The sequence below is a fragment of the Streptomyces sp. NPDC048603 genome, assembly GCF_043199475.1.
GTDB lineage: Bacteria > Actinomycetota > Actinomycetes > Streptomycetales > Streptomycetaceae > Streptomyces.
Genome location: NZ_JBICVY010000004.1, coordinates 232,733 through 259,528 on the forward strand (window position 1 = coordinate 232,733; position 26,796 = coordinate 259,528).

Below are 26,796 nucleotides of genomic sequence, written 5' to 3' on the forward strand. Positions count from 1 at the left end.
TTTTGGGGGACGGTGCGCACCCTTACGAGCGGCGTGTCGTTAAGGAGGTGCACCGCGTTCGGCAGCTGCGAACAACCGGCCGTCAACGCGCTCACCCGAGGACGACATCCGGGTGAAGCCTCGCAACCCGAACCGGGACCGGACCGTTGTTCCGGATGCTCCTGTACCGGGCAATCCTGCAGAAAAGGGACGACAGTGATCAAGAAGATGATGGCCACGGCGGCAGTCGCCGCCTCCGTCGTGGGCATGGGCGCGGCCATGGCTCCGCAGGCGATGGCTATCGGGAACGAAACCAACACCAACGTGAACGGCAACGGTGCCGCGCAGGTCTACGGCAACCAGGAGACCCACGGCGCGATGAGCCCGCAGATGGCGCTCATCCAGGGCTCGTTCAACAAGCCGTGCATCGGTCTGCCCGCCAAGGCCAACGTCCAGTCCGTGCTGGCCCTGGTCAACGTCGGCGTCCAGGACATCCCGGTCCTCTCCGCGCCGCAGAACCAGCAGTGTGTCGAGAACTCGAACCAGATCAAGGGCGACGAGCCGCTCTCGCACATCCTGCAGAACATCCCGGTCCTCTCCGGCAACCTCTCCTCCGGCAGCTGACCGCACGCCACGCCGAGGCCGCCGCACCTTTCCGGGGCGGCGGCCTCGCCGCGTGGCAAACCCTTCACGAATAACGAATTCCCGGACCCGACGGGCCCGACCGGCAATCGAGTGAATGCACTCGGAGCCCCGAGAAATGCGCGGTTTCCTTTTCCGGCACGGCTCGTTGTTATATCTGCAGCGGCAAACGTCACTGCGGGAAGGATCGAAAACAAATGAAGTACAAGAAGGCAGTCGTCCTCGGCGCCGGTGTTCTGATGGCCACCGGTGCCGCCGCCCCCGCCATGGCCGACTCCGCCGCCGGTGCCCACGCCGTCGGCTCCCCCGGCGTCGGCTCGGGCAACGTGGTCCAGGTTCCGGTCCACGTGCCGGTCAACGTCTGCGGCAACACCGTCAACGTGATCGCGCTGCTGAACCCGGCCTTCGGCAACACCTGCGTCAACGCCTGACCAGGCGCCGGCCAGCGCCCTCGCCCGCAAGGGCAAACCTCCTCGGGGTGGCCTCGGAGTGCACGGCGGTGCACTCCGGGGCCACCTTCGATTCAGCACCGGCCGTGGCGCCGGTAGACAGGGAAGGACCCATGCGACAGGTACTCAGCCGACAGGTACTGGGCAAGGGGGTGCTCACGGCCGCGGCGGCGTCGAGTCTGCTGTCGATCGCGGGCGGGGCGGCGTACGCGAGCCCCGGAGCGACCGCCGAGGCCTCGCACTCCCCCGGTGTGCTCTCGGGGAACAGCGTCTCGGCGCCGATCACCTTCTCGCCGAACCTGTGCGGCAACTCGGTGGATGCGGGAGCGGCGCTCAACCCGTCCTTCGGCAACACCTGCGTCACCGACACCGGCGGGCACTCCGGCCCGAAGGACGACCACGACTACCGGCGCTACCTCAGCCCGGAGCACGCCGAGGCCTTCGAGCGCTACCTGGAGGAGCGCGAGGGGCACGGCGGCGGATACGGCCCCTCGCACGAGGCACCGCCCCGCCATGTGCCGCGCCAGGAACCCCGGCACGAGCCGCGGCACGAACAGCCGCGCCACGAGCAGCCCCGCCACGAGCAGCCCCGCCATGAGCAGCCGCGCGAGGAGTCGCGGCCGGACCACCAGGACCACGGCCAGGGCGGCCGGCACGGCCAGGGCGGCGGCTACGGCGGCCACGACGAGGACTGCGACGACCACCCGCCGGCCCCGCCGGCGCAGCACGTCCCCCCGAAGCCCAAGCCGGAGCCGCGGCCCGAGCCGAAGCCCGAGCCCAGGCCCCAGGCGGAGCACCCGGCCCCGGCCCCCCGGCCGGCCACGCCGCCACAGCCGGAGGCCCCCGCGCCGATGCCCGCCCCGGCGCCGGTCCACGAGGAGGCCCCGCCGGTCACCCTCCCGGCGCCCGCGCCCGCCCCGGTCCCGCTGCCCGCGCCCGCTCCGGTCGAGGACGAGGCACCGCCCGCCCCGCCGCGCGGCAGCATGGTCGTCCCGCCCGCCTCCGAGGCCGTACGTCCGCCCGCCCCGGCCGTGGACCAGCCGCCCGCCGTTCCCGCCGGGGACCTCCCGGTGCCGGCCCCGCTGCCCGCGCCCGCCCCGGCCCCGCAGCCCGTTCCGGCTCCGGCGCCCGCACCGTCTCCGATGCCGGCGCCCGCCCCCGCCCCGGTCACCGCTCCGGTGCTCGCCGAGACCGGCGCGGGATCCGTGGAGGCCATGGCCGCACTCGCCTCGGCCCTGCTGCTCGGCGGCGCCATCCTGTACCGGCGGTCCCGAATCGACTGACCGCGCATCGGCTGACCGCGCATCGGCTGACCACACATCGGCTGACCACGCATCAACTGGCGCGTATCGACTGATCGGAAAATAAGCGGCCGGAGAATCCACCACGGATTCTCCGGCCGACGCCGTTCGGTCCCCCGCCGTTCGAAAAGCGGTGACCACAGAGTTTCCGCAGCCATGCCACATCGTTGTCCAAGGCGATAGTGGCGCGAGGGTCGTCACTGGAAAAGGATTTCGACGATGAAGTACTCGAAGGTCGCCGTCGCCGTCGCCGGTTCCGTCGCCGCGCTGGCGGCATCCGCGTCAGGCTCCGCCTTCGCCGCCGGCCCCGCGCCCCAGATGAGCCTCAACGGCGGGGTCACCGAGGCCGCGAACGCGCTGGCGCCCGTTCTGGAGAACCCCGTCCAGCACGTCGGCGACGACCTGGCCACGCAGAACGGGCAGGTCGGCAAGGTGCTCGGAACGGTCCAGGAGGTCAACAAGACCCGCAACGCCGTAGGCCCCGGGCAGCTGGCGGAGAAGGCCAACGTGGCCGGCCAGGTCGTCCCCATGCTGGGCGGGCTGAACGTCAACGGCGGCAGCAAGGGCTGAGCCGGGCGGGCGTCCCCGGGACGCCGCCCCCCGACAGCACTGTGGGCGCCCCGGCGATGCCGGTGGCGCCCACAGTGGTTGGGCCGCTTGGCCCGGAGTCCTACGGGTCAGGCGTTGACGCAGGTGTTGCCGAACGCCGGGTTCAGCAGCGCGATCACGTTGACGGTGTTGCCGCAGACGTTGACCGGCACGTGGATCGGAGCCTGGACCACGTTGCCCGAGAGCACGCCGGGGGAACCGTAGGCACCGCCCTCGGCCGAGGAGTCGGCGACGGCGGAACCCGCGGCACCGGCAGCGGCGAGACCGGCGGAGGCCAGGACCACGACGGCCTTCTTGGCAGTCTTCATGAGGAGCACACCTTCTCTTCGACGTTCTGCCCCGATCCGGGGCTCACATCGATCGAAACGGTCCACTCCCCCGGACGACACGGTCCGGGCCGCGATGCGACCTGTTCAGCTCAACGGCCGTAACCGCGGCCCGGATCCGGCGTTACCGCGCGCTCACCGGGATGTTGACGTCGGGGATCGCCGGGATGTCGGGGATCTCGACGCCGGGGACCTCCGGCACGGTCTCGACCGGAGTGCCGGGGGCCGGCAGCTCCGGCGGGGTCAGGCCCGGGATCTCGGGGATCTCCACCCCGGGGATCTCCGGCAGTTCCAGGCCGGGGATCCCGAGATCGGGCAGTTTGATCTCGGGCAGCTTGATCTCCGGGAGCTTGATCTCCGGGATGCTGATCGAGGGGAGCGAGATGCCGGGCGGCAGCAGCCCCTTGATGGCCTCGAGAAGGCCGTTCACCAGGTCGTCGATCGGTCCGGCCGCGGCCGCCGCCCGGTGGGAACGGGCTTCTTCCGCGTCGATGGCGCTCGCCGGGGCGGCCCCGCCGAAGAGTATGGCGGCGGCGAGGGCGGAGGGGACGAGGATGCGAGTCGCCTTCTTGGGATGCATGGGAGTTCCTTCTGTGGGACGTGCGGGAGCGGACCAGCAGGGGACCCCCGCAGCCCGGGGGACAGCCCGCTTCCTCACCCACCGTGCGAACGGGCTCCACGGAGCGCAACCGGATCTTGGTGCCGCCGGGCCCCCGGGGACAGCCGTCTGCGGGCTGCGTACGGGCTTCGCGCAGGCGTCCGGGGCGGTTTCACCCGGGCTGGGGAAAAGCCGGGCGGAGACAGGCCGTTTGAGTGAAGGAGCGGAACCAACCCCCGGACCGGCCAGTTGATCAGGGCGCTCCATTAGCGGGCACTCGTGCGACAAAAGGACCAAAATGCTCAAGAAGATTATGGCCACCGCTGCGGTCACCGCCTCCGTGGTCGGCGCGGGCGCCGCCGTGGCCGCCCCGGCGATGGCCATCGGCAACGACACCGTCACCAACGTCAACGGCAACGGTGCGCAGCAGATCTACGGCAACCAGAAGACCGAGGGCGCCCAGAGCCCGCAGCTCGGCCTGGTCCAGGGCACCCTGAACAAGCCGTGCATCGGCCTGCCCGCCAAGGTCAACGCGCAGTCGCTGGTGGCCCTGGTCAACGTGGGCGTCCAGGACATCCCGGTCCTCTCCGCCCCGCAGAACCAGCAGTGCGTCGAGAACTCGAACCAGATCAAGGGTGACGAGCCCGTCTCGCACATCCTCAGCAACATCCCGGTTCTCTCCGGCAACGCTTCGGCCGGCAGCTGACCCCCGCTCCCCCTTCCGGTCCGGGCTTCTGACGCCCGTGGAGCGATGCGGTGACGCGAAGAGCCCCGGCAGCATCCGGCTGCCGGGGCTCTCCCGCGTCCGTACGGCGCTCAGCCGGTCCAGAACTCCCACCACCGGGTGAGCACGAGCATCCCGATCACCCCGATGTGCAGGGCCGGCGGTGCCCAGCCGAACTCGGTGAAGAAGGTGCGCAGCGGGGCGGGCGCGGGCAGCACCCCGGTACGGACGTTGTGCGCGGTCACCGCCCAGAACATCAGCAGCGTCGCCACCCAGGCCAGGCAGCACCACAGGCACAGGGCGTTGATCTCGTACAGGGACTGGACCATCAGCCAGGCGCAGAAGGCGGCCCCGAACGCGGTCCCGGCGTTGAGTCCCAGCCAGAACCAGCCCCGGTAGCGGGCGCCCGACAGCAGGCCGGCGCCGACGCACACCACCACGGCATAACCGGCCAGACCCAGCATCGGGTTGGGGAAGCCGAAGGCGGCCGCCTGCTCGCTCTGCATCACGCTGCCGCAGGACACGACCGGGTTGAGGCTGCAGGCCGGTTTGAACGAGGGGTCCTCCAGCAGGAGGAACTTGTCGAGGGTGATGACCCATGAGGCCAGCAGCCCGGCGGCCCCGGTGAGGACCAGCAGCCAGGCCGGACCTCTGGGCGGGGCGGCCGGTCCGCCGTCCCGCCGCACGCGGTCGGCCCCCTGCCGGGGCACGTCCACGGTGTTCACTGCATTCGTCGCCATGCGGCCCATACTGCCGCGATACCTGTCAGACCGTGGTGAACCCTGCATATTCATACGCAAGTTGACCTGAAGGGGTGGCGGGAACCCCGGTCGCTTCCCGGACGTTTTACCGAACCCCGGACGTGATGTCAGACGCAGGGGCTACGTTGTGCTTCCGCGACGTGACAAGCTGCGACGGCCTGGAGACCCACCTTGAGCGATCCGTACGAGACAACCGAGGCCCACCTCGCACGACTCCTGGGCCGCGCCCTCAACTCCTTCGACCTTCCGGACCTGCTGGTCGAGCGCCTCGGCACGGCGCTCGCGCACAGCTCCTCGCTGCACACCGCGCACCACAGTCCGGCGTCGGGGCTGTGGCGGGAGGTCCACCGGCACACGTACCTGCTGGCCGACGGCAGCCCGGCCGCGCTGTGGGAGCTCGCCTACCGGCTGGGCGCGGACCGGGCGGTGCAGTACGAGGTGTTCGCCGGCCGGGCGGAGGTCACGCTGGCGGTGAACCGGATCTTCGACGGCCTGGAGGGGTCCGCGCACGCGGAGTTCACGCTGCTGCCGGACGACCCGGACGCGATGGTGGACGACGCGGCGGTGCTGAGCGCGCTCTTCGCCGCTTCCGCGGCGGCACCGGGGCAGTGGCACCGGGAGTACGAGGTCGAGGACTCGGCGGACCACGCGCGCCGGGTGCTGCGCCGGGCGGAGAACCCGGACCGGCCCGGCGGGCGGACGGCCCGGCTGCTGAAGGCGGCGTACGCGCACCGGATCACCCAGGCGTTCGGGACCCGGCAGTGCCTGGCGTACGGCCGGGACGCCGGCTTCAGCCTCTACGAGCACGCGTTCGTGCTGCTGGACGGCACGGAGGTCAGCCTGTGGGAGGTCGAGCACACGGCGACGCCGGACGGCCGGCACATGTGCGAGGTCTACGAAACCGAAGCCGCGGCCCGCGACGCGATGGAAACCCGCTCCCGAGTCCGCTGACCCCGCCCGGTGTTGGGCAGGCGCCCCGCAGCTGCCGCCCGGTGTGGGCAGGCGTCCCGCAGGGCGATGGGGGTCCCCCCTGCGGCACGACTGCCCACACGGCGGGCGGGCGTCAGGCCGCGGGGACCTTGGAGGGGGTCGGCTCGGCGGCGAAGCCCGCTTCCGCTTCGTGGCCGGCGCCCGCGGCGTCATGCTTGCGCGGCAGCGCGAACATCACCGCGAAGATGACCGCCAGCACCCCGGCCACCCACCACATCGCGTACCGGAACGCCTCCACGTACGGCGCGCCGAACACCATCTCGTCGTCGATCATCCCGAAGAACACCACCGAGGTCAGGCCGAGCCCGAGCGCGTTGCCCATCTGGTTGGTCGTGTTGATCAGACCGGAGGCGGAGCCGGCGTGCTCGCGCGGCACCTCGGACAGCACGGTGTCGGTGAGCGGGGCCACGATCAGGCCCATGCCGATGCCCAGCACGATCAGCGGGGGCGCCATCTGCCAGGAGGAGATCTCCATGCCGTAGTGCTGCGACTCCCAGATGTAGAGCAGCAGACCGGCGGCCATGGTCAGCGCACCCGTCTGGAGCACCTTGCGGCCGAACCGGGGCACCAGCTTCTGCACGGAGATGCCGGCGGCCAGGGAGACGGAGATCGAGAACGGAATGCCGGTCAGCCCGGACCGCAGCGCGCTCCAGCCCAGCCCCAGCTGCATCATCAGCGTCCAGACGAAGAAGAAGATGCCGGTCGCGATGCCGAAGGTGAGCTGGACGGCGATACCGGCGGCGAAGCTCTTGACCTTGAAGAGGGAGAGCTCGACCAGCGGGGAGCCGTCCTTGGCCGCCTTGTGCTTCTCGTACGCGATGAAGGCGGCGATCACCAGCGGCACCGCTCCCATGCAGACGAAGCCCCACAGCGGCCAGTCGTTCTCCCGGCCCTGGGTGAGCGGGTAGATGAGCATCACCATGGCGAGGGTGGCCAGGACGACGCCGACCAGGTCGAGGCGGAGGGCCTGCGGCGCCTTGGACTCACTGATGAACTTGCGGCCGAGGATCACTCCGGCGATGCCGACCGGCAGGTTGATCAGGAAGATCGGCCGCCATTCCAGGCCAAACAGGTTCCACTCGGTGAGCAGGGCGCCGAGCATCGGGCCGGACACGGCACCGAGGCCGACGATCGCGCCGAACATGCCGAAGACCTTGCCGCGCTCGTGCGGCGGGAAGGTGACGTGGATGATCGCGAGCACCTGCGGGACCATCAGCGCCGCCATGGCGCCCTGGAGGAGTCGGGAGGTGACGAGCATCGAGGGGTTCGCCGCGAGGCCGCAGAGCAGGGAGGCCGCGGTGAAGCCGGCGATGCCGATCAGGAAGAGCCGCCTGCGGCCGAATATGTCACCCAGCCGCCCTCCGGTGATCAGTCCGGCGGCGAAGGCGAGGGCGTATCCGGCGGTGATCCACTGGATGGCACTGGTGGAGGCGCCGAGATCCGCCCGCATGCTCGGGATCGCTATGTTGACGATCGTGACGTCGACCAGGTCCATGAAGGCCGCGGTCATGACGATGGCGAGGGCCAGCCAGCGGCGGCGGTCGGCGGGGTCGGTCTGCCTTTCTTCCGGTGCGGGCCCGCTCGTGCTTTCGGGCGATGTCCTGGGCGTCTCAGTGCTCATGGGGAGGAATCTAGACCCCATGTAGGCCAGTTCGTGTCCTATTTAGCTGGCAGCCTGGAGTCATGAACGACACCCCGGCACGGCTGCTGACCCTGCTCTCCCTGCTCCAGACCCCGCGCGAGTGGCCGGGCAGTGAACTGGCCGCACGGCTCGGGGTCAGTTCACGGACCATCCGGCGCGACATCGACCGGCTGCGGGAACTGGGCTACCCGGTGGAGGCCACGCTGGGCGCGGTGGGCGGATACCGGCTGGTGGCCGGCACGGCCATGCCCCCGCTGCTGCTGGACGACGAGGAGGCGGTCGCCATCGCGGTGGGGCTGCGGGCGGGTGCCGGGCACGCCATCGAGGGTGTGGAGGAGGCCTCCGTACGGGCGCTGGCCAAGCTGGAACAGGTGCTGCCGTCGCGGCTGCGGCACCGGGTGGGCGCCCTGCAGTCGGCGACGGTCGCACTGTCCCGGGGCGACGGCGCGCGGATCGACCCGCGCACGCTGACCGCCATCGCGGGCGCGGTGGCCGGGCAGGAGCGGCTGCGCTTCGGCTACCGGGCGCGGGACGGGGTCGAGTCGAAGCGGCTGGTGGAGCCGTACCGGCTGGTGAGCACCGGACGCCGGTGGTACCTGGTGGCCTACGACCTGGAGCGCGAGGACTGGCGCACCTTCCGGGTGGACCGGGTCGTCGAGCCGTTCCCGACCGGGGCGCGGTTCGCGGAACGCGAGGCGCCGATGGACGCGGTGGAATTCGTGGAGCGGGGCCTGCGGGGCCGGCGGAAGTACACGGCGGAGGTGACCTTCGAGGCGGTGCCCACGGACCTGCCGTCGTGGCTGGAGCCGGTGGTGGAGGAGCCGTCCGGCCGCTGCCGGCTCCGCTTCGAGACGGCGGACGCACCGGAGTGGCTCGCGGCCCGGCTGGCCCTCACCGGCGTGCCGTTCACCGTGGTGGAGCCGCCCGCCCTGGCGGACGCTGCCGCCGCCCTGGGCGCGGCGCTGACCCGCGCGGCGGGCGCGGCGTAGAGACGCCCCCACCGCCGTGTGGGCAGTCGTGCCGCAGGGCGGCACGGGTGGGCACACGGCACGCAGCCCCGCGCCGCTTCCCGCAGCCTCCCCCCGCTGCGGTTCCAGAGCCGGGCGGGCGCAGGCCTACCCAGAGCGGACCGCTACGGCAGGCCGCTCTGGGGGGTGTCTTGTCGATCCGGCCTGATCGGCGAGACACCCCCTAGGCCACCGCGTCGAAGCCGGTGTCGCGGGCCATCCGCTTGAGTTCGAGCAGGGCGTGCTTCTCGATCTGGCGGATGCGCTCGCGGGTGAGGCCGTGCTGCTTGCCCACCTCGGTCAGCGTGCGCTCGCGGCCGTCGTCGATGCCGTACCGCATCTTGATGATCGAGGCCGTCCGGTGGTCGAGCTTGCCGATCAGGTCGTCCAGCTCCTCGCTGCGGAGCAGGGAGAGCACGGACTGCTCGGGGGAGATCGCGGAGGTGTCCTCCAGCAGGTCGCCGAACTGCGTCTCGCCCTCGTCGTCCACGGACATGTTCAGGCTGACCGGGTCGCGGGCCCAGTCGAGGACGTCGCCCACGCGCGCCTCGGTGGAGCCGAGCTCCGCGGCGATCTCCGCGTGCTCCGGGTCGCGGCCGTGCTCCCGGTTGAACTCGCGCTGCACCCGGCGGATCCGGCCGAGCTCCTCGACCAGGTGGACGGGGAGGCGGATGGTGCGGGACTGGTCGGCGATGGAGCGGGTGATGGCCTGCCGGATCCACCAGGTCGCGTACGTGGAGAACTTGAAGCCCTTGGCGTAGTCGAACTTCTCCACCGCCCGGACCAGGCCCGCGTTGCCCTCCTGGATCAGGTCCAGGAGCGGCAGGCCGCTGCGCGGGTAGCGGCGGGCGACGGCGACGACCAGCCGGAGGTTCGAGCGGATGAAGATCTCCTTGGCGCGCTCCCCCTCGGCGGCGAGCGCCTCCAGCTCGGCACGCGTGGCGGCACCCCCCTCGGGCTCCTCCGTCTCGCCGTCCAGGATCTGCCGGGCGTACACACCCGCCTCGATGATCTGGGACAGCTCCACTTCCCTGGCGGCATCGAGCAGCGGGGTGCGCGCGATCTCGTCCAGGTACATCCCGACGAGGTCGCGGTCGGCGATCTCTCCACCCGTGGCGCGAGTGCTGCCGGCGGACTGACGACGGGCGACGGCGCGGGTTGCCATGCGTGCTCCCTTGCGATGAGTTCGGTCGCGGTGTGGCGGTGCGGGTGCCGGAACACTCTCGTGAGTGCCTGCATCCGAAGGAAACAACGACCGGAATCGGGACAGAATTCCCACATGGCGCCGCGATTTTCGAGATCTTGCAGTATCCTGCCCCGCCGCCGTCGCGGCAGGGCGACGCCGCCCGCCTGTTCCGGCAGAGGCGCAGGTCAGTACCGGTACGGGCCGCCACTTCACCCCTGTAGACGCCGAGCCGCGCCGTGCGGTTGCCTCCGCCGCCCGCCCGGATCCGTACGCACACACGCGCGGACGGGCCGCCCCCGGGAGAGGGCGGCCCGTCCTGGTGTGAAGCGGGTGGCCGCTGTGGCGCGGTGTCGTGCGGGTCAGTGGGCGACCACCGGGACCCTGACCTCGGCGTCCGCCGGGCTGTCCGGGCCCGCGCCGGTGCCCGCACCGGCCTGCGGACGGCCGGTGTTGATCAGGGCCAGCGCGATCGCCGCGCTCACCGCCAGGATCCCCACGGCCCACCAGATCGCCGAGGAGTAGCCGTGCACCATGGCCTCCGCCTGGACCAGCCGCGCGGCCGGTCCGCCTGCCGCAGCCTCCGCGGCGTGCGAGGTCAGGTAGGCGGTGGTGGCCGAGGCGGCGATGGTGTTCAGCAGCGCGGTGCCGATCGCGCCGCCGACCTGCTGCGAGGTGTTGACCATCGCGGAGGCCACGCCGGCATCCGCCGGGTCCACCCCGTGCGTGGCCAGCGACATGGCCGGCATGAAGGCCGTGCCCATGCCCAGGCCGAGCAGCAGCTGGGCGGGCAGGATCAGCGCCGCGTACGAGGACCCGACCTCCAGCTGGGTCAGCATCAGCATGCCGGTCGCGGCGACCAGGAAGCCGGGGCCCATCAGCAGCCGCGGCGGGACCCGGGTCATCAGCCGGGCGCCGATCTGGGTGGAGCCCGTGATCATGCCCGCGATCATGGGGAGGAAGGCGAAGCCGGTCTTGACCGGCGAGTACCCCTTGACCACCTGGAGGTAGTAGGTGAGGAAGAGGAACAGGCCGAACATCGCGATCACGGCCAGGCCGAGGGAGAGGTAGACACCGCCCCGGTTGCGCTCCAGGAGCACCCGCAGCGGCAGCAGCGGGGACTTCACCAGCGCCTCGGTCACCACGAAGGCGCCCAGCAGCAGGACCGAGGCCACGAACAGGCCCACGGTGACCCCGTCCGTCCAGCCGTCCGACTCGGCGCGGGTGAAGCCGTACACGAGCGCGACCAGGCCGGCCGTGGAGAGCAGCACGCCGGGGATGTCCAGCGGCGCGCGGTTGCGGGAGCCGGCGGGCTCGCGGATCACCAGGTAGGCGCCCACGGCCGCGACGGCGGCGAACGGGATGTTGACGTAGAAGGTCCAGCGCCAGTTCAGGTACTCGGTGAGGAAGCCGCCGAGGATCAGGCCGACGGCACCGCCGCCGCCGGCGATGGCGCCGAAGATGCCGAAGGCCTTGGCCCGCTCCTTGGCGTCGGTGAACATGACGGCGAGCAGGGACAGCGCGGCCGGGGCGAGCAGCGCGCCGAAGGCGCCCTGGAGGGCGCGCGCGCCGAGCATCATGGCCTCGCCGGTGGCGGCGCCGCCGAGCGCGGAGGCCGCGGCGAAGCCGGCCAGGCCGACGATGAAGGCGTTCCTGCGGCCCCACAGGTCGGCGATGCGGCCGCCGAAGAGGAGCAGGCCGCCGAAGGCGAGGGCGTAGGCGGTGATGACCCACTGCCGGTTGCCGTCGGAGATCCCGAGGTCTTCCTGGGCGGAGGGGAGGGCGATGTTCACGATGGTCGCGTCGAGGACGACCATCAGCTGGGCCAGGGCTATGAAGACCAGCGCTTTCCAGCGGCTGGGGTCAGCCTGCTGCGGCGGGAGCTCGGCTGTTTTCGGCATGGGGGTACCCACTTCACGGTGCGGATGGCTTGAAATGCTTGAAACGGTGCGGAAAAGGGAGGTTCTGGAAGAACTCGACGTGTGACGTTAAAGGGCGCAGCCGGGCGGAGTCATGTGGTTTTCGCCGGCCCTCCGTCTCAGGTCTTCGAGGGTGGTGGCGGAGCCGGGCAGCTCGGACCGGGCGGGCGCGCGCAACCCGTCCAGGAGCAGCTGCAGATGACGGTGGACGAAGCTGTCGGCGCCCGCGCATCCGATGCCGGGCAGCGGGCGGCTGAGCTGGGTCGTGGCCAGCATGTAGTCCCCGATGGCCACGTCCGGGCGGAGCAGGCCGGCGTCCCGGCCCTGCGCCATCATGCGCTCGACGGCTTCCTCCAATGCCGCGCGGGCGGCGAGGAGTTCCGGGTGGTCCCGGTCGAAGTCGCCGCTGAGCATGGGGCAGAGGGCGCCGATCCGTTCGTCGGCGGCGGCATGGGTGAAGCGCACGAGCGCGGCGAAGGCGTCGGGCTCCTCGGCGAGGGACCGCTCGGCGTGGGCGGTGACCCGGTCCATGACGAACAGGACCACGTGGTGCACCAGACCCGACCGGTCGGGGAAGTGCCGGTAGAGGGTGGCGTTGCCGACGCCGGCCCGGCGGGCGATCTCGTCGAGCGGGGCGTCCGGCCCGTGCTCGACGAAGGTCTCGCGGGCGGCGGCGAGGATCCGCTCGCGGTTGCGGAGCGCGTCGGCGCGCGGCCTGGGCGCCCTGCCCGGCACCTTCGCCGGCGCTTCCACCGACGGCCGGCCGTCCTGCACGACTCCCATCGCTCCTCCTCCGAGCCCTGTCTCTCCGTTCGGCCCCGTACTGCAAACGGGGAGCCGATCCCCGTTTCGAGGACATCCGGTTAAACGGGGAACCGATCCCCGTTTATTTCACCCTCCCGTGTGACCCGGGCCACACGCCCCTCCACGTTCGGACGCGCCCGGCGCGCGGGCGCGGCGCGCCGGACGGAGGGTGAGCGAACAGAGCGCAGACCGGGCCCGGCCGGCTGCCGCGGACCCGAAGGCGTCTCTCATGCCGCAGACCCGCCACCGGATACGCACCCTCCACACCCTCCGCACGCACCGCCGCACCTGCGCGTACATCGGCATCGCCGCCCTGGCCCTCGGGGTCACCGCGACCGCCAGCACCGGGATCACCGGCCCGGCCCGTTCCGCGGCCGGGCCCGTGGCGGCGTCGAACGAGAGCGCGCTGGCCCCGTGCCGGATCTCCGGGGCGATGGGCGTCCAGATGTCGGAGGGGATGCCGACCGCGCCCGGGTACGCGCGCAGCACCGGCGAGGTACGGGCCCTGAACCTGATGATCGACTTCCCGGACGCCAAGGGCGAGGGCACGGCCCTGGACCGGCTGGCGGAGTTCTTCCCCCAGACGGCGGACTGGTTCCGCACCAGCTCCTACGGCCGGCTGGACTACCGGCCGGAGGCCCCGATAAGGACCTGGCTGCGGATGCCCATGCCGTTCGCGGCGTACGGGATCGAGCGCGGCTCGGCCTATGAGCCGGGCTACCAGCAGCTCATCGAACACATCGTCAAGGCGGCGGACACCGAGGTCGACTTCAGCCGGTACGACCTGGTCAACATCCTGGTCACGCCGAACGCCGGGCCCTCCGCCCTGGACACCGTGCTCTCGGTGACCTTCTCCGGGAACGCCGAGGCCCCGGTCGCCGACGGGGTGCCACTGGCGAACACCTCGTTCGTCTACAGCCGTCAGGACGACGGCTCGGGCAGCTACCGCGAGACCGGCTACCGGGTGCTGCCGCACGAGAACGGCCATGTCTTCGGACTGCCGGACCTCTACACCACGGACGGGGGAGGCTCGGTCGGCCACTGGGACATCATGAGCGAGGACTGGGGGTCCAACAACGACCTGCTGGGCTGGCACAAGTGGAAGCTGGGCTGGCTGGACGGCAAGCAGATCTCCTGCGCGTCCCGGCCGGGGACGACCCTCCACGTGCTGACCCCGCTCGCGACGGCGGGCGGGGTCAAACTGGCCTTCGTACCGCTGTCGGCGAGCGTGGGCTACGCGATGGAGGTGCGTACGCAGGCGGGGAACGACGAGGCGGTCTGCAAGCCCGGAGTCCTCGTCTACAAGGTCGACTCGGACGTGGACACCGGGCGCGGTCCGGTGACCGTCTCGGACAGCAAGGACACCAGCGGCGGCTGCACCCGGCGGGCCAACATCCACGCGGAGCTCTCGGACGCCCCGTTCGGGCCGGGCGAGACCTTCACCGACGCGGAGGCGGGCGTCAGCATCGCGGTCCTGCAGCGCCTGGACTCGGGCGGCTACCGGGTCCGCATCACCCGGCGCTGACGGGGATCGCGGTACGCCTCCCAGGTCCAGAGCAGCTGGCGGCGGGCGAGCACGCCGATGGCGTGGCGCCGGTACGCGGCGGTCCCGCGGACGTCGTCGATCGGGTTGCACGCGGCAGCGGCGAGATCACCGAACTGCTTGGCGACGGCCGGGGGGAGGGCCTCGCCCGAGTCCCAGAACCCGCCGTCCTCCAGGGCTGCGGTGAGGTACTCCTCGGCGGTCTTCGCCCGGACGGGCGTGGGCGCCGCGGACCCGATCCCGGTCCGGACGGTCCGGCTGTCGGGGTGCAGGGCGAGGCCGAAGGCGCAGACCGCGATGACCATCGCGTTGCGCGTGCCGACCTTGGAGAACTGCTGCGGCCCGGTGGCGTTCTTCACGTGCACCGCCCGGATCAGCTCGTCGGCGGCCAGCGCGTTGCGCTTCACCCCGGTGTAGAACTCGTCGATCGGGATGAGCCTGGACCCGCGGACGGACGCCACCTCCACCTCGGCGCCCGCGGCCAGCAGCGCCGGGTGCGCGTCACCGGCGGGTGAGGCGGTCCCCAGGTTCCCTCCCACGCCGCCACGGTTGCGGATCTGCGGAGAGGCGACGGTGTGCGAGGCGAGCGCGAGGCCCGGCAGCGGGGCCCGCAGGTTCTCCATGATCTGCGTGTACGGCACGGAGGCGCCGAGCCGGGTGGTCCGCTCCCCCACCTCCCACTCGTACAGCTCGCCGATCCGGGTGAGGTCGAGCAGGGCGTCGGGCCGCCGGTGATCGAAGTTGATCTCGACCATGATGTCGGTGCCGCCGGCGATCGGCAGCGCCGTCGGGAGCTCGGCCTTGATGGCGAGCGCCTCTTCCCAGCCGGAAGGACGAAGGAACTCCATGATCGCCTCTCCTCGCGTTCGGGACCGTCCGGCCACGACGGAACGACCAGGGAGCATTTGCCCAGGATTGTCCACTGACATGCCGATACGATCGCCGCACCGGACGAGACGTCCCGCCGGGGCGGCCGAGTCGGCGCAGACAGGAACGCGCCATTGCGCCCGCCGGGCGATACGCACCATCTGGGGCGGTTTCCGCCCCTCGGCCGGGGTGGGCCGCGGCGACGGGAAGCGGGCTCACCGGCGCGGCGGCGGCCACGGCCGCACCGGTGCGCGCTGCGACCGGGTTTCGGCCAGACGGCCCTGTCGGAGCAAGTGACATGACGGTCACGGTCCGTACCGCGGTCGTCACGCGTCACCGGCCCGCTGCCTTGCCCGTTCATGCACTACTCCGCCGCATTTGGCAACGGTTTCATCAAGGTGACATCACGGACAGACCGGCTCTTGTAGGAGCCTACGAAGACCCGGTCCCTGCCCGGGGACGTCTTCATGTTTTCAGCCCCTCGCTGGCGTGAGCCTGTTCGCTGTCTACTGCTCACACAAGGCGCAACGGAATGGGGGATTGCGCTCGCTGTGTCCGCACCGCCACCGATCCGGAGGCGTCCGCGTGACGCCGGACACTTCCGGCCAGGAACTGCTCTTCCTGACAGCCTGCCGAAACGAAGGGAAGAGTGGTGGCTGCGAGGTTGTCCGGCCGGCTTGTCGCGATCGCCCGGCCTGATGCGGGCATCACTGTCACGACAGGACCCGACGACCGCGGCGTCGACGTGGCCCGTGCGCCGCGAGTGGCGCGGCGGCACCCCGGTCCGCCCGGAACCGGTCTGACGACGGGACGCCACGTGCCCGGACACACAGGCGCCCTGAACGGCGGAGGCTTGCAGATGACCGAGCAGCCCGGCCAGAACTCACTGGCGGTCGTGAACGCCACCCGCACCGCGACGGGGCCCACCCCGCCCCACACCCCAATCGCCCCGGAGCACACCGCCGGCCCCCCGCCGCGGTAATCCCCGCGCGTGTCGCCGGCCGATCCGATCGGCAGGGCGGCACCCGCAGGTCCCCATGTATGGCCCCGGGTGCGGTGTCCCGCACGGGCGCATCCGGACAGTCCCCCACCGTCTCCGAATCAAGGAGTGACCATGACGGCACACGCCCAGGAAACCAGCATTCAGGAACTCGAGCGCGAGTGGCTGAACAAGGCGATCGAGCTCGCCACCAACAGCGTGGCGAACGGCGGCGGCCCGTTCGGCGCCCTGATCGCCAAGGGCACCGAGATCGTCGCGCTCGGCAACAACCGGGTCACCTCGAACCTGGACCCGACGGCGCACGCCGAGGTAACCGCGATCCGTGAGGCCTGCAAGGAGCTGAACACCTTCTCCCTCGAAGGCTGCGTCCTGGTCACCTCGTGCGAGCCGTGTCCGATGTGCCTTTCCTCCGCCCTGTGGGCCCGTGTCGACCGGATCATCTTCGCCGCCGACCGTGACGACGCCGCGGTGGCCGGTTTCGACGACCGCAAGTTCTACGACCTGTTCGAGAAGCAGGACTCCGCGGACTGGCCGCTGGCGATCGAGCGCCTGGAGCTGTCGAACCGTACGGCGCCGTTCGACGCGTGGCTGGCCAAGTCCGACCGCATCGACTACTGAGCCCGGTGTACCGGTTCACCGTGCTCCGGCAACCGGTGAACCGGACCGCCCGGACCAGTGTGGACCCCGGAACTTTCCGGCACCGCAACACGAGGTGAACGTCCGCGGCCACATGTGAACGCTCCGTAAGCAGGGCGGCGAGATGACCCCGACGGGGCATCCGCCGCCCTGGGGCGTTTCAGGGGACCTTCCAGGGCACTTCCGGGGCGGAGGTTCAGGCCCCGGCCAGCTCGGCGTTCGCGCGCTCGGTGACCAGGGCGAGCACGCGGCCGGCGACCGCGAGGTCCTCGGCCGGGATGTCCGCGTACAGCCGGGCGGCGATCTCTCCGCCCGCGGCGGCGGTGCGCTCGTAGAGCTCCCGTCCGGCGTCCGTGAGCCGTACGCGGGACGCCTCCGCCGGGTCCTCTTCCAGCCGCTTCGCGGCCGTCAGCTCCTCGATCACGCCGCGGACGAGCGACTCGTCGGCCTTCAGCGAGCCGGTGACCGCGGAGACGAGCTCGTCGCGGCCGACGGACTCGCCGGCGACGGCGACGGCCCGGAGCGTCACGCTCTGGTGGAACGTGACGCCGTGGCGGTCCAGCGCACCCTCCAGGAGGGCGCGCGAGGCGTGGTGAGCCAGGGCTATGGCACGGCCGTTGACCGCGGGTGCGGTGGTGGTGGTCATGACTGCTCCTTCTCGTTCTCGGTGTGCGGATCAAGAGGTGCGTCGAGCAGGGTGGCCAGATCGCGGGTGAACTGTCGTGCGCGCGGGCTGTCCTGACCGCCGAGCGGCGCCAGCAATTGGTCCAGGAGCGCCTGGACCACCTCGATCGCACGGCGCGCGACGTCGCACCCCTGCTCGGTGAGCGACAGCTGCATGGCGCGCGGGTCGTCGGGGTCCCGGGTGCGGGCGACGAGTCCGGCGGCCTCCAGGGTGCGGGCGAGCTTGGAGACGTAGAGGGCTTCGAGCCCCGTGTGGTCGGCGAGCCGGCGCTGGCTGGGCCGCAGCCCGGAGCGCCGCATCCCGTACAACGACGCCACCAGCGCGTACTGGGCATGGGTCAGACCCAGCGGCGCGACCGCCCGGTCGACGGCCACCCGCCACTTCATCGACAGGCGCCAGACCAGGAATCCGGCCGTGGCGCTCTCGGCTGCTGTAGTCACGAGAAATACTGTACATGGCTACTATGTACATGGCTACTGTTTTCGCGCGGGCCCTCGGGCAGGGCCGCCCGCGCCCGCCCACCCGCACCCCGGGTGCGGATCCGGGCCCCGACCCTAGCCCTGGCCCTGCCCCTGGCCCTGGCCCGGCTCGCCGGAGTCGCCCGCAGGCGTCTGGGACTTCGTATGGAGGATCGCGCGGGCCTGCTCGGCGGCGCGGACGGTGCTCTCGGACACGAAGTCGGCGAACCTGGCGATGTTCTCCAGGCGGACGGCGGCAGGGGTCTGGGCGCCGAGGACGCCGACGCCCTGCCGCGCGATGTCGACCAGGTGGGCGATGGCGCGCGCGCTGGCGATCATCGACTGGTACCAGACGTCGTCGTCGACGACGTAGCGCTCGCGGCGGCGTTCGTCGCGCTCCCGGCGGGCGAGGCCCTGGCTCTCCAGGAACGCGATCGCCTTGGAGATGGACGCCGGACTGACCTGGAGGTGCCGGGCGAGCTCGGAGGCGGTGAGGCTGCCGGAGTCGCTGAGCGTGAGGGAGGCCATCACCCGGGCCATCATCTTGGGCATGCCCGAACCCATGAGGACGGTGGTGAACAGCTCCTCGTACTCGCGCACGGCCTCGGCGTCACGCCCGTGGGGCTGCCGGGACGCCTCCGCCTCCCGGGGCGCCGCCGGCCTGCGCCGGTGGGCGCGGCGTTCGGTCGCCCGGTGGGCCAGGTCGGCACGGTAGGCGGTGGGGCCGCCGTTGCGCATGACCTCGCGCGTGATCGTCGAGGTCGGGCGGTCGACCCTCCTGGCGATCTCCGCGTAGGCGAGGCCGTCGGCCAGCCCCAGCGCGATCTGCTGACGGTCCTGCTGGGTGAGCCTGCCTCCCGGCATCGCGCCTCCTTCGTTCTCCCCAATGCGCCCCAGCATAGCGTTCACGCCGAGAGCATTGCAACGAACAGGCGCCCGACGTTGCATTAAGCCCGCGCATCGACGCACCGATCCCACGACCGCGACCTGCAGATATGAATTCAAAGCGCAACGAACTCGTTGCCAGATTCATGAACGCAACTTAGCGTTTCCAACGTCAGAAAGCGTGGGCCGGATGGCACGCGGCGCGGCCTCCCCGGCGGGGGAAAGCACCGCTACGCGCACGAAGATCCATGCGGTCCGGAGCCTGACGGCGGTGCAGCAGTGCATGACCCGGCCGGGGCGGTCGGCCAGCCGTGTACGAGGCTCGAAGGCTCAGCCGGCCGTGCCCCGTGGGGTGGGTTGGGCCGCGGGGCCCGGGGGATGCGCCGGCGGGAGGACCGCGGTCAGCGACACGTCGTGTCGGGGTCCGAGCAGTCGGAGTTCAGTCTCGCCGTGATGCCCAAGGTGGCACAGCAGTCCGAGAGTTCGCGTTCGAAGAAGAGAACGCCGTCGTCCAGGGCGAACTGCAGATGGCCCAGGACCTCCATGCAGATCAGTCCGTAAAGGCGCACCCAGCACCGCAGCATGACGGCTATCGCTTCCACCGGCAGGTCGACATTGCGGTCGGCGCGGAGCCTGTTGAGCTGATCGGCCAGCTGGGCCGGCAGGGCGCCGGGGGGTGGGACGGGGAAGGGCTGATTGCGCCACAGATCGGACATGAGGTCGGCGAAGACCACGCCGAAGACCCACCCCGCGTCCTGTTCCAGGGCGGACTCCCCTCCGCTGATCGCTCCCGGCGCGTTGGGGCCCAGGAGCAGGCCGAACTCCCTTTGGTGTTCCAGGCCCCAGCGGCGCAGTGCCCGGGCGGCGGCGATCAGCCGTCCCGGCGAGTCGTCCATGGGCAGGGCCTCGTGGGACGTCCGCAGATACGCTGCGACTTCGGTGAAGATATCGGTCCGGATGGCCCGCAGCAGTCCGTCGTGGCTGGCGAAGTAGCGGTAGACCGCCGGAGGGGTCATCCCCATTTCACGTGCGATCGCGCGGATGGTGACGTTGCCGATGCCCTCGTCCACCAGCAGGACGCGTGCCACCTGCTTGATCTCGTCGATGGTCGCGCGGCGCTGCCGCTCCCGCCGCGAGGTTTCCGGTCGCGGCGCCTTCCCCTGGCTCATGCCCTTGTGCCCTTTACGGCGCGGTCTGGCTGCGACGGGCCTCGATGTGCTCGGCACATTGTTCCGCAGCAGTAACTTGCACTGAAGTTAACAGGTGTCACCTGAGTTCGGGGAGGCGGCCCGGGCGATGAGCCCGGCGGCGAGCACGTCCGCCAGATCGTCGAGCAGCGGTTCGTCGACGGGCTGGTGGAACGCGAGCAGGGCCAGGAACAGGGGCCCGCCCAGCATGAGATGGGCCAGCAGCGGATCCAGCGGCCGGGCCAGCTCGCCGCGCAGCTCGGCGCGTTCCAGGATCGCCGTGAGATCCCGGCGCTCCCGGGCGATGAAGGTGTTCTGGAACCGGGTGACCAGCGAGGGGTCCCGGGCCATCTCCGCCATCAGGGAGGGCGTCACCTCGCGGGCTGCGGGATTCGAGAGGCGCTCGTGGATCAAGCGCGTCATCGCCCGCAGATCTCCGCGCAGTGAGCCGGTGTCCGGCGGCGGCTCGATGTCCATCCCGTGCACGGCCGCCGCGAAGAGCAGCTCCGCCTTGGAGCCGAACCGGCGATAGATGGCGGCCTTCCCCACGCCGGCGCGAGCAGCGGTGGCGTCCATGGTCACCCGGCTGTACCCGGCCTCGGTCAGCAGCTCACGCGCCGCCTGGAGCACGGCCTGGTCGATCTGATGGTCGCGGGGGCGGCCCATCCGCTGTTCCGGGTTCTGCATGGCCCCAGCATACGGCACTGGAGTTCCGGAACTCTAGTATCGTATGCGTCCGGGCAGGGTGACCGAGCCGTGCCCGGTGACCGCCGCAGCCCGGCGGAACGGAAAAAGCGGAACTGCAAAGCGGAGCCGCACTACGGAAAGCGAGCTGACCGTGGATCGTGCAACCGTTCACAGGCGCCGCTGGCGGATCCTCGCCGTGCTGTGCCTGAGCCTCGTGCTCATAGGCCTGGACAACCTGATCCTCAACCTCGCGCTCCCGCACATCCAGCAGAGCCTGGGTGCGACCGGCAGTGAGCCGCAGTGGATCGTCGACTCCTACACCCTGGTCTTCGGCGGCCTGCTCCTGCTGGCGGGCAGCCTCGCGGACCGGTTCGGCCGCAAGCGGCTGCTGCTGCTCGGCCTGGCCCTGTTCCTGGTCTGCTCGTTCGCCGCGGCCTTCGCGGGCTCGTCCGGCGAGCTGATCGCGGCACGGGCGGCCATGGGAGCCGGGGCGGCGCTGCTCATGCCGGCCACGCTCTCGATCATCAAGGACATCTTCCCGCCCGAGGAGCAGGCCAAGGCGGTGGGGATCTGGGCCGGCGCCGCCGCGCTCGGCGTGCCGCTCGGGCCGGTCGTCGGCGGGCTGCTGCTCGAGTGGTTCTGGTGGGGATCGGTCTTCCTCGTAAACGTCCCGGTGGTCCTGATCGCGATCGTCGCGGGAGCCCTGCTCGTCCCCGAGTCCCGCGACGAGGGCCATCCCGGCCTGGATCTGCTCGGCGCGCTGCTCTCCGTCGCCGGCCTGGTCCTGGTGGTGTACGCCCTGGTGGAAGCGCCGCGCAACGGCTGGACCGACCCGCAGACCCTGGCCCTGCTGCTGGCCGGCGCCGCGGTGCTCGCGGCGTGCATGAGGTGGGAACGCCGCACCGCCCACCCGATGCTGCCGCCGAAACTCTTCGGTGACGCCCGCTTCGGCGGCACCGCCGCCGCCATCACGGCGATTGCCTTCGGGATGTACGGCGCGCTGTACGTGTTGACGCAGTACCTGCAATTCGTCCTGGCCTACGAGCCCTTGCAGGCCGGGCTGCGGCTACTGCCCGTGGCCACCATGATCCCGGCCGCACCGCTGGGCTCCGTGCTGGTACGCAGATGCGGGCTGCGTGCCGTGGTGGCGAGCGGGCTCGCGCTGATCACCGCGGCGCTGGTCCTGATGGCCGGGGCCGGCCTCGAGTCCGAGGGGCGGGCCATGCTGAGCCTGGCGGTGTTCGGCCTCGGTATGGGCCTGGCGATGCCCGCATCGGCCGACGCCATGCTCGCCGCCGTACCGCCCGGCCGCTCCGGCGCGGGTTCGGCCGTCACCGACACGGCCATGCAGATCGGCGGGGCGCTCGGGATCGCCGTGGTGGGCAGCATCCTGACCACCTCCTACCGCGAGGCGCTGCCGGCGCTCGGGGAGCTGCCCCCGGCCGCCGCGGAAGCGGTGCACGACTCCCTCGGCGGGGCCTCCGCCGCAGCCGCCGCGGCCCCCGGGGGCGGCGGCCAAGTCCTCGACGCGGCCCGGCTGGCCTTCGTCAGCGGGCTCGGGGACGCGCTGGTCGCGGGCGCGGCGGTGACCGTTGCCGGGACGCTGGCCGCGGTCCTGGTACTCCCCGGGCGGCGCGGCGCGCGGCGCGCCGTCGCCCCAGAAGGTTCCCCCGGAGGTGTATCCGCGGCGGACACGGATGGATCTCACCCAGTGAATGCCGGGACCGGGCTGCGGTCCGGAGCCGGCGACGACGAAAGGCGGATGCGGTGAAGGACCGCGACTTCGACATCAAGATGGGCAGCTGCGACACCTGGCTGCCCCGGTACCAGTGGCGTACCCACCACGGACGAAACGTGCCCGCCGAACCGGCGGTCACGGCTCGAGCGGTGCGCGAGGTGGTACCGGCGGACATGTACGCCATCCGTCCGCTGATCTTCGTACGCAGCATTCCGGCGCGTCTCGTGCCCGGCAGTGACGAGCGGTACCTGGACAAGCAGGCGCCGGTGCTCGAGGGGCTGGTCGAGGGAGTGGGCGCCTTCAACCTCCAGGACGACCCGGACGGCGATCTCGTCGTCGGATTCGCGGGCCAGCCCTGGGCGTTGCGGCAGAACTGGCTCACCCTGACCCCCGACGAGTACCGGGAGTTCGACGAGCCGGGAAACATCAAGGGACTCATGGCCTTCTCGGCCACCGCGCACGGCACCGGGACCCGGCTTCACACGGAGACCAGGGTCTATGCGACCGACCCCGATTCGGCGCGCAGATTCCGCCGCTACTGGCTGCTGATCGAACCCTTCAGCAGCCTGATCCGCCATGACTGGCTGGCCGCGGCAGCCCGCAACACACAGAAATGAGCGTGGCCGCGGGCGTGTCGGCGAGCGCACGAGAAATGGAGAGAAGATGCCAAGCAAGACGGCGCCCACCGCGCCGGACATCAAGCGGATTGCGCCGCGTGTCCTCGACGAACTGTGGAACAAGCGCGATCTCGGCGTGATCGACGAGCACTTCGACCCGGCCGTGGTGACCTATGTGCCCCTGCCGGGCCAGCCGGAGATCCACGGCATCCCGGGCCTCAAGGAGCTGGCCCGGCAGATGTTCGAGGCGATACCCGACCTGGCTCGCCGCTCCTACGAGGTACTCGCGGACGGGGACAAGGTCCTGGTCCGCGGTGAATTGACGGGGCACCAGCGGGGCGCGCTGATGGGAATCCCGCCGACCGGTCTGCCCACCCGGCTCTCCGAGCACGTGATCCTGCGGTTCGAGGGCGACAAGATCGTCGAAATGTGGCAGCAGGCCGACTACCTGGGCGTGCTCTCCCAGCTCGGCATCACCCCGCCCGAGGACGCGGGTCCGCTCGGCACCGTCGCGCACACCTTCAAGACCGTCGGCCGGCTCGGCGCGCTGATGGCCAAGGACCGGATTCAGCAGCGGAAGAAGGGTGCGGTCCGATGACCGTGAACGAGCAGCTCCCGAAGACGGGAAGCACCGCGGCGGGCGGCGGATTCAAGCTGACCCGCGAGCACATCCTCATGGTGTCCGACCTGTCCTGGTCGACCGACAACTCACGGGCGCTGCCCTGGTATTCGCCCGACTACAAGTGCTATCTGCCCGGGCGGCCGGTGCTGAACGGCGGACAGGAGTTCCTGGACACGCTGAACCTGGTCAAGGCCGCGAAGCCGGATGTCCAGATCGACTGGCACGACATCCTCATCGACGGCAACGAGGCCGTGCTGCACGTGACGTTCCGCGGTACTCATCTCGGGCCGCTCTTCGGGATTCCGCCCACCGGGCGACGGCTCGAGATCGGCGAGATCATCATCGAGAAGTACGACGACCAGGGGCGTATGCGCGAATTCCGGCAGGAAGGCGACTACGCCGGAATGCTGACCCAGATGGGCATCGTCCCGCCGCCCGGCACCGGCCCGCTCGGCACCCTGGCCCACTCGGTGAGGACGGCGGCCCGGCTGAGCCTCCTCGACCGCAAGTACCGCAAGGCGCACGGCAAGTCGCAGGGCCGGTAGCAGGCGCGCAGGCGCAAGGGCCGTCATGTCCGGTACGCGCCCGAGTATCCCGATCCCCCAATGAGAACGGAGCATCATGCTCGCGCGTATCGGCAGGGCTGTCACGGCCCGGCCAAAGATGTTTCTCCTCGCCATTCTCGGATTCGTCGTACTGAGCGGAGCCGTGGGCGGCGGGGTGGTCGAGAAGCTGGCCGCCGGCGGCTTCGACGACCCTGCCGCGGAATCCACCCTGGCCCGCGACGCCCTGGCCGGCGAGTTCCACGTCCGCGGCTCCAACCTCGTCCTGCTGGCGACGGCGGATTCCTCGGTGGACGCGCCCGACGCGGCCAGGGACGGCACGGACCTCGCCGAACGGCTCGGGCGTGAGCCGGGCATCGAGCAGGTGACTTCGTACTGGACCAGCGGCCGGCAGCCGGCGCTCAAGGACGGCAAGGGCAGTTCCGCGCTGGTGATGGCCCACATCTCGGGCACCGAAACCGAGGCGGCCAAGCGCGTCGACGGCCTGCGGAAGAAGTACGCGGGAACCCAGGGAGCCCTCGAGGTCAAGCTGGGCGGCAGCGTGGCCGCCGCACAGGACACCGAGGCCGCGGCGCAGAAGGACCTGATGGCCATGGAGCGCATCGCCTTCCCGGTGCTCCTCGTCGTGCTCACTCTGGTGTTCGGCAGTCTGGTGGCCGCGTCGCTGCCGATCCTCATGACCATTCCCGTGGTCATGGGCGTCCTGCTGCTCCTGCGTGTCATGGCCATGTTCATGGACGTGTCGGTGATCGCACTCAACGCCACCACCATCATCGGGCTGGGCCTGGCCATCGACTACAGCCTCTTCGTGGTCTCGCGCTACCGCGAGGAGCTCCGGGTCCGTGGCGGCGACATCACCGACAGGGCGGTGCGCTCCGAGGCCATCGTCGCCGCGGTGCGCACGGCCGGACGGACGGTCCTCTTCTCGGCGCTCACCGTGATGCTGTCCCTGGCCGCGCTGGCGATCTTCCCGCTGTACTTCCTGCGCTCCATCGCCGTGGCCGGGATCGGCGTGTCCCTGTTCGCCGCGCTCTCCGCGATCATCGTCGTACCCACCCTGCTCGCCCTGTTCGGCACGAAGATCAACAGCCTGGACGCGCGCAAGCTCTTCCGGCGGGGCGGGGACCGGGGCGCGGCGGCCGTACTGCCGCGAGACGGGTTCTGGCACCGGACCGCCACCGTGGTGATGCGCTTCCCGCTGCCGATCGCGGCGGTCTGCGTCGTGGCTCTGCTCGCCCTCGGATCGCCCTTCACCGGCGTCAAGTTCAGTCTGCCGGACGACCGGCAGCTGCCGGCAAGTTCGCAGAGCCGGCAGGTCGGCGAGGCGGTCAGGACCCACTTCGACTCCCGCGCGGCGGACGAGATCACCGTGGTGGCCGCCGGTATCGGCGACGGCAGGACCAAGTCCGGGGAGGTCGGCGACTACGCCGGGCGGCTGTCCGCGGTGGACGGCGTGGCCTCGGTGAGATCGTCCGCCGGCGAGTACCGCCGCGGCGCCCGCGTCGGCGACCCGGGCCCCGCCGACCGGGACATGGCCACCGAAGCCGGAGCGTATCTGCGGGTGCTGCCCTCCGTGGAGACGTACTCGGACAGCGGTGAACGGCTGGTGACGGACCTCCGCGCGGTGGACGCCCCCTGGCCGGTGAAGATGACCGGAGCGGGACCGGCCCTCGCGGACACCAAGCAGACGCTCGGCGACCACCTGCCGCTGGTGCTCGGCTTCGTCGCCGTCGCGATGTTCCTCCTGCTCTTCCTGTTCACCGGGAGCGTGGTGCTGCCGCTGAAGGCGCTCGTCCTCAACGTGCTCAGCCTCAGCGCCACCTTCGGCGCGATGGTGTGGGTCTTCCAGGACGGACACCTGTCCGGCCTGCTCGACTTCACGGCCACCGGAGCACTGACCGCGGTCGCCCCCATCCTGATGTTCTGCCTGCTGTTCGGGCTCTCCATGGACTACGAGGTCTTCATGCTCTCGCGGATCAAGGAGGCCCACGACGCGGGCGCCGACGACACGACGGCCGTGGCCGAAGGCCTGCAGCGCACCGGCGGCCTGGTCACCGCGGCGGCGGCCCTGATGGGCGTGGTCACCGTCGCCGGCCTGTTCACCAGCACCATCGCCTTCCAGAAGATGTTCGCGCTCGGACTCACGCTGGCCCTGCTGATCGACGCCCTCGTGGTCCGCGGACTGCTGCTGCCCGCCTTCATGCGACTCCTCGGCCCGGTCAACTGGTGGGCACCCGGGCCGCTGCGCCGGCTGCACCGCCGCTTCGGCATCGCCGAGGCGCCGGCCCCGGGGGAGCCGGGCCACGCAGCCGGCCCCGGCTCCACCGACCCCCGTGTCCTCACCGGCCCCTCGGCCCACTGATCTGGAGGGAAG

General features: G+C 71.2%; 27 protein-coding genes. 14 read left to right on the plus strand and 13 right to left on the minus strand.

The features are described from left to right. The first annotated feature begins 195 nt into the window (after positions 1-195). The 4 genes from ACGFQ9_RS10855 to ACGFQ9_RS10870 all read left to right on the plus strand — a co-directional run bounded on the left by ACGFQ9_RS10855 (position 196) and on the right by ACGFQ9_RS10870 (position 2,941). The gene (locus tag ACGFQ9_RS10855) at positions 196-603 is read left to right on the plus strand and encodes a rodlin (protein ID WP_393573363.1); all 408 of its coding nucleotides are present in this window, start codon (positions 196-198) and stop codon (positions 601-603) included. Positions 604-818: 215 nt separating this feature from the next. Further along, complete coding sequence (locus ACGFQ9_RS10860) at positions 819-1,052, plus strand: chaplin (RefSeq protein ID WP_393573364.1); 234 nt, start codon at positions 819-821, stop codon at positions 1,050-1,052. 131 nt (positions 1,053-1,183) lie between these two features. After that, positions 1,184-2,353, plus strand: coding sequence for a chaplin (locus ACGFQ9_RS10865; RefSeq protein WP_393573366.1), 1,170 nt, complete (start codon positions 1,184-1,186; stop codon positions 2,351-2,353). 237 nt (positions 2,354-2,590) lie between these two features. Next, the gene (locus tag ACGFQ9_RS10870; protein WP_393573367.1) at positions 2,591-2,941 is read left to right on the plus strand and encodes a hypothetical protein; all 351 of its coding nucleotides are present in this window, start codon (positions 2,591-2,593) and stop codon (positions 2,939-2,941) included. A gap of 107 nt (positions 2,942-3,048) precedes the next feature. Here the strand turns inward: ACGFQ9_RS10870 and ACGFQ9_RS10875 are convergent, their stop codons facing one another. Together ACGFQ9_RS10875 and ACGFQ9_RS10880 are read right to left on the minus strand one after the other, a co-directional pair. Beyond that, positions 3,049-3,288, minus strand: a complete 240-nt coding sequence (locus tag ACGFQ9_RS10875) for a chaplin (protein ID WP_393573369.1) — start codon at positions 3,286-3,288, stop codon at positions 3,049-3,051. A gap of 142 nt (positions 3,289-3,430) precedes the next feature. Continuing rightward, entirely contained in the window at positions 3,431-3,886 is a 456-nt protein-coding gene (locus tag ACGFQ9_RS10880) for a hypothetical protein (RefSeq protein WP_393573371.1), read from the minus strand. Between the two features lie 316 nt (positions 3,887-4,202). Here ACGFQ9_RS10880 and ACGFQ9_RS10885 point away from each other — a divergent pair, with 316 nt between their 5' ends. Further along, positions 4,203-4,610 carry a rodlin gene (locus tag ACGFQ9_RS10885; RefSeq protein WP_393573372.1) on the plus strand — a complete coding sequence of 136 codons (408 nt, stop codon included), beginning with the start codon at positions 4,203-4,205 and terminating at the stop codon, positions 4,608-4,610. Between the two features lie 110 nt (positions 4,611-4,720). On the opposite strand, the gene ACGFQ9_RS10890 is transcribed toward ACGFQ9_RS10885, so the two are convergent. Next, positions 4,721-5,368, minus strand: a complete 648-nt coding sequence (locus ACGFQ9_RS10890; RefSeq protein WP_393573374.1) for a vitamin K epoxide reductase family protein — start codon at positions 5,366-5,368, stop codon at positions 4,721-4,723. 192 nt (positions 5,369-5,560) lie between these two features. Between ACGFQ9_RS10890 and ACGFQ9_RS10895 the strand changes: the two genes are divergently transcribed. Next, a complete protein-coding gene (locus ACGFQ9_RS10895; RefSeq protein WP_393573376.1) occupies positions 5,561-6,340 on the plus strand; it encodes a DUF6227 family protein in 780 nt (259 codons plus the stop codon). A 112-nt stretch (positions 6,341-6,452) separates the two neighbouring features. On the opposite strand, the gene ACGFQ9_RS10900 is transcribed toward ACGFQ9_RS10895, so the two are convergent. Next, on the minus strand, positions 6,453-8,000 hold the full coding sequence (locus tag ACGFQ9_RS10900; protein WP_393573377.1) for an MFS transporter: 1,548 nt from the start codon (positions 7,998-8,000) through the stop codon (positions 6,453-6,455). A gap of 62 nt (positions 8,001-8,062) precedes the next feature. On the opposite strand from ACGFQ9_RS10900, the gene ACGFQ9_RS10905 reads away from it, so the two are divergent. Next, complete coding sequence (locus ACGFQ9_RS10905; RefSeq protein ID WP_393573379.1) at positions 8,063-9,010, plus strand: helix-turn-helix transcriptional regulator; 948 nt, start codon at positions 8,063-8,065, stop codon at positions 9,008-9,010. 202 nt (positions 9,011-9,212) lie between these two features. Here the strand turns inward: ACGFQ9_RS10905 and ACGFQ9_RS10910 are convergent, their stop codons facing one another. The 3 genes from ACGFQ9_RS10910 to ACGFQ9_RS10920 all read right to left on the minus strand — a co-directional run bounded on the left by ACGFQ9_RS10910 (position 9,213) and on the right by ACGFQ9_RS10920 (position 12,913). Next, positions 9,213-10,193, minus strand: coding sequence for a sigma-70 family RNA polymerase sigma factor (locus tag ACGFQ9_RS10910; protein WP_393573381.1), 981 nt, complete (start codon positions 10,191-10,193; stop codon positions 9,213-9,215). A 380-nt stretch (positions 10,194-10,573) separates the two neighbouring features. Next, positions 10,574-12,112: an MFS transporter gene (locus ACGFQ9_RS10915; RefSeq protein ID WP_393573382.1), complete on the minus strand. Its 1,539-nt coding sequence runs from the start codon at positions 12,110-12,112 to the stop codon at positions 10,574-10,576. Between the two features lie 87 nt (positions 12,113-12,199). Further along, on the minus strand, positions 12,200-12,913 hold the full coding sequence (locus tag ACGFQ9_RS10920; RefSeq protein ID WP_393573383.1) for a TetR/AcrR family transcriptional regulator: 714 nt from the start codon (positions 12,911-12,913) through the stop codon (positions 12,200-12,202). 250 nt (positions 12,914-13,163) lie between these two features. Between ACGFQ9_RS10920 and ACGFQ9_RS10925 the strand changes: the two genes are divergently transcribed. After that, entirely contained in the window at positions 13,164-14,459 is a 1,296-nt protein-coding gene (locus ACGFQ9_RS10925; RefSeq protein ID WP_393573384.1) for a M6 family metalloprotease domain-containing protein, read from the plus strand. Here the strand turns inward: ACGFQ9_RS10925 and ACGFQ9_RS10930 are convergent. Continuing rightward, positions 14,432-15,325 (minus strand): FAD binding domain-containing protein, encoded by an 894-nt coding sequence (locus tag ACGFQ9_RS10930; protein ID WP_393573385.1) that lies wholly within the window; start codon positions 15,323-15,325, stop codon positions 14,432-14,434. The genes ACGFQ9_RS10925 and ACGFQ9_RS10930 overlap by 28 nt on opposite strands. 1,133 nt (positions 15,326-16,458) lie before the next feature. On the opposite strand from ACGFQ9_RS10930, the gene ACGFQ9_RS10935 reads away from it, so the two are divergent. Then, positions 16,459-16,962 carry a nucleoside deaminase gene (locus ACGFQ9_RS10935; protein WP_393573387.1) on the plus strand — a complete coding sequence of 168 codons (504 nt, stop codon included), beginning with the start codon at positions 16,459-16,461 and terminating at the stop codon, positions 16,960-16,962. A 214-nt stretch (positions 16,963-17,176) separates the two neighbouring features. Here ACGFQ9_RS10935 and ACGFQ9_RS10940 read toward each other — a convergent pair whose 3' ends face one another. From ACGFQ9_RS10940 to ACGFQ9_RS10960, 5 genes are all read right to left on the minus strand, one after another. Further along, positions 17,177-17,626: a MarR family transcriptional regulator gene (locus tag ACGFQ9_RS10940; protein WP_393573388.1), complete on the minus strand. Its 450-nt coding sequence runs from the start codon at positions 17,624-17,626 to the stop codon at positions 17,177-17,179. Then, positions 17,623-18,105, minus strand: a complete 483-nt coding sequence (locus tag ACGFQ9_RS10945; RefSeq protein ID WP_393573389.1) for a MarR family winged helix-turn-helix transcriptional regulator — start codon at positions 18,103-18,105, stop codon at positions 17,623-17,625. Before ACGFQ9_RS10945 ends, ACGFQ9_RS10940 begins: the two co-directional genes overlap by 4 nt. A 114-nt stretch (positions 18,106-18,219) precedes the next feature. Continuing rightward, positions 18,220-18,987 (minus strand): helix-turn-helix domain-containing protein, encoded by a 768-nt coding sequence (locus ACGFQ9_RS10950; protein ID WP_393573391.1) that lies wholly within the window; start codon positions 18,985-18,987, stop codon positions 18,220-18,222. Positions 18,988-19,409: 422 nt separating this feature from the next. Then, entirely contained in the window at positions 19,410-20,177 is a 768-nt protein-coding gene (locus ACGFQ9_RS10955; RefSeq protein WP_393573393.1) for a TetR/AcrR family transcriptional regulator, read from the minus strand. 87 nt (positions 20,178-20,264) lie between these two features. Then, positions 20,265-20,882 (minus strand): TetR/AcrR family transcriptional regulator, encoded by a 618-nt coding sequence (locus ACGFQ9_RS10960; RefSeq protein ID WP_393573395.1) that lies wholly within the window; start codon positions 20,880-20,882, stop codon positions 20,265-20,267. 151 nt (positions 20,883-21,033) lie between these two features. Here ACGFQ9_RS10960 and ACGFQ9_RS10965 point away from each other — a divergent pair, with 151 nt between their 5' ends. From ACGFQ9_RS10965 to ACGFQ9_RS10985, 5 genes are all read left to right on the plus strand, one after another. Then, a complete protein-coding gene (locus ACGFQ9_RS10965; RefSeq protein ID WP_393573397.1) occupies positions 21,034-22,653 on the plus strand; it encodes a DHA2 family efflux MFS transporter permease subunit in 1,620 nt (539 codons plus the stop codon). Further along, positions 22,650-23,237 (plus strand): hypothetical protein, encoded by a 588-nt coding sequence (locus tag ACGFQ9_RS10970; RefSeq protein ID WP_393573399.1) that lies wholly within the window; start codon positions 22,650-22,652, stop codon positions 23,235-23,237. Before ACGFQ9_RS10965 ends, ACGFQ9_RS10970 begins: the two co-directional genes overlap by 4 nt. A 46-nt stretch (positions 23,238-23,283) precedes the next feature. Beyond that, positions 23,284-23,835, plus strand: a complete 552-nt coding sequence (locus tag ACGFQ9_RS10975) for an ester cyclase (RefSeq protein WP_393573401.1) — start codon at positions 23,284-23,286, stop codon at positions 23,833-23,835. After that, a complete protein-coding gene (locus ACGFQ9_RS10980) occupies positions 23,832-24,404 on the plus strand; it encodes an ester cyclase (protein ID WP_393573403.1) in 573 nt (190 codons plus the stop codon). Before ACGFQ9_RS10975 ends, ACGFQ9_RS10980 begins: the two co-directional genes overlap by 4 nt. A 76-nt stretch (positions 24,405-24,480) precedes the next feature. Next, the gene (locus ACGFQ9_RS10985) at positions 24,481-26,784 is read left to right on the plus strand and encodes an MMPL family transporter (protein WP_393573405.1); all 2,304 of its coding nucleotides are present in this window, start codon (positions 24,481-24,483) and stop codon (positions 26,782-26,784) included. The last annotated feature ends 12 nt before the right edge of the window (positions 26,785-26,796 follow it).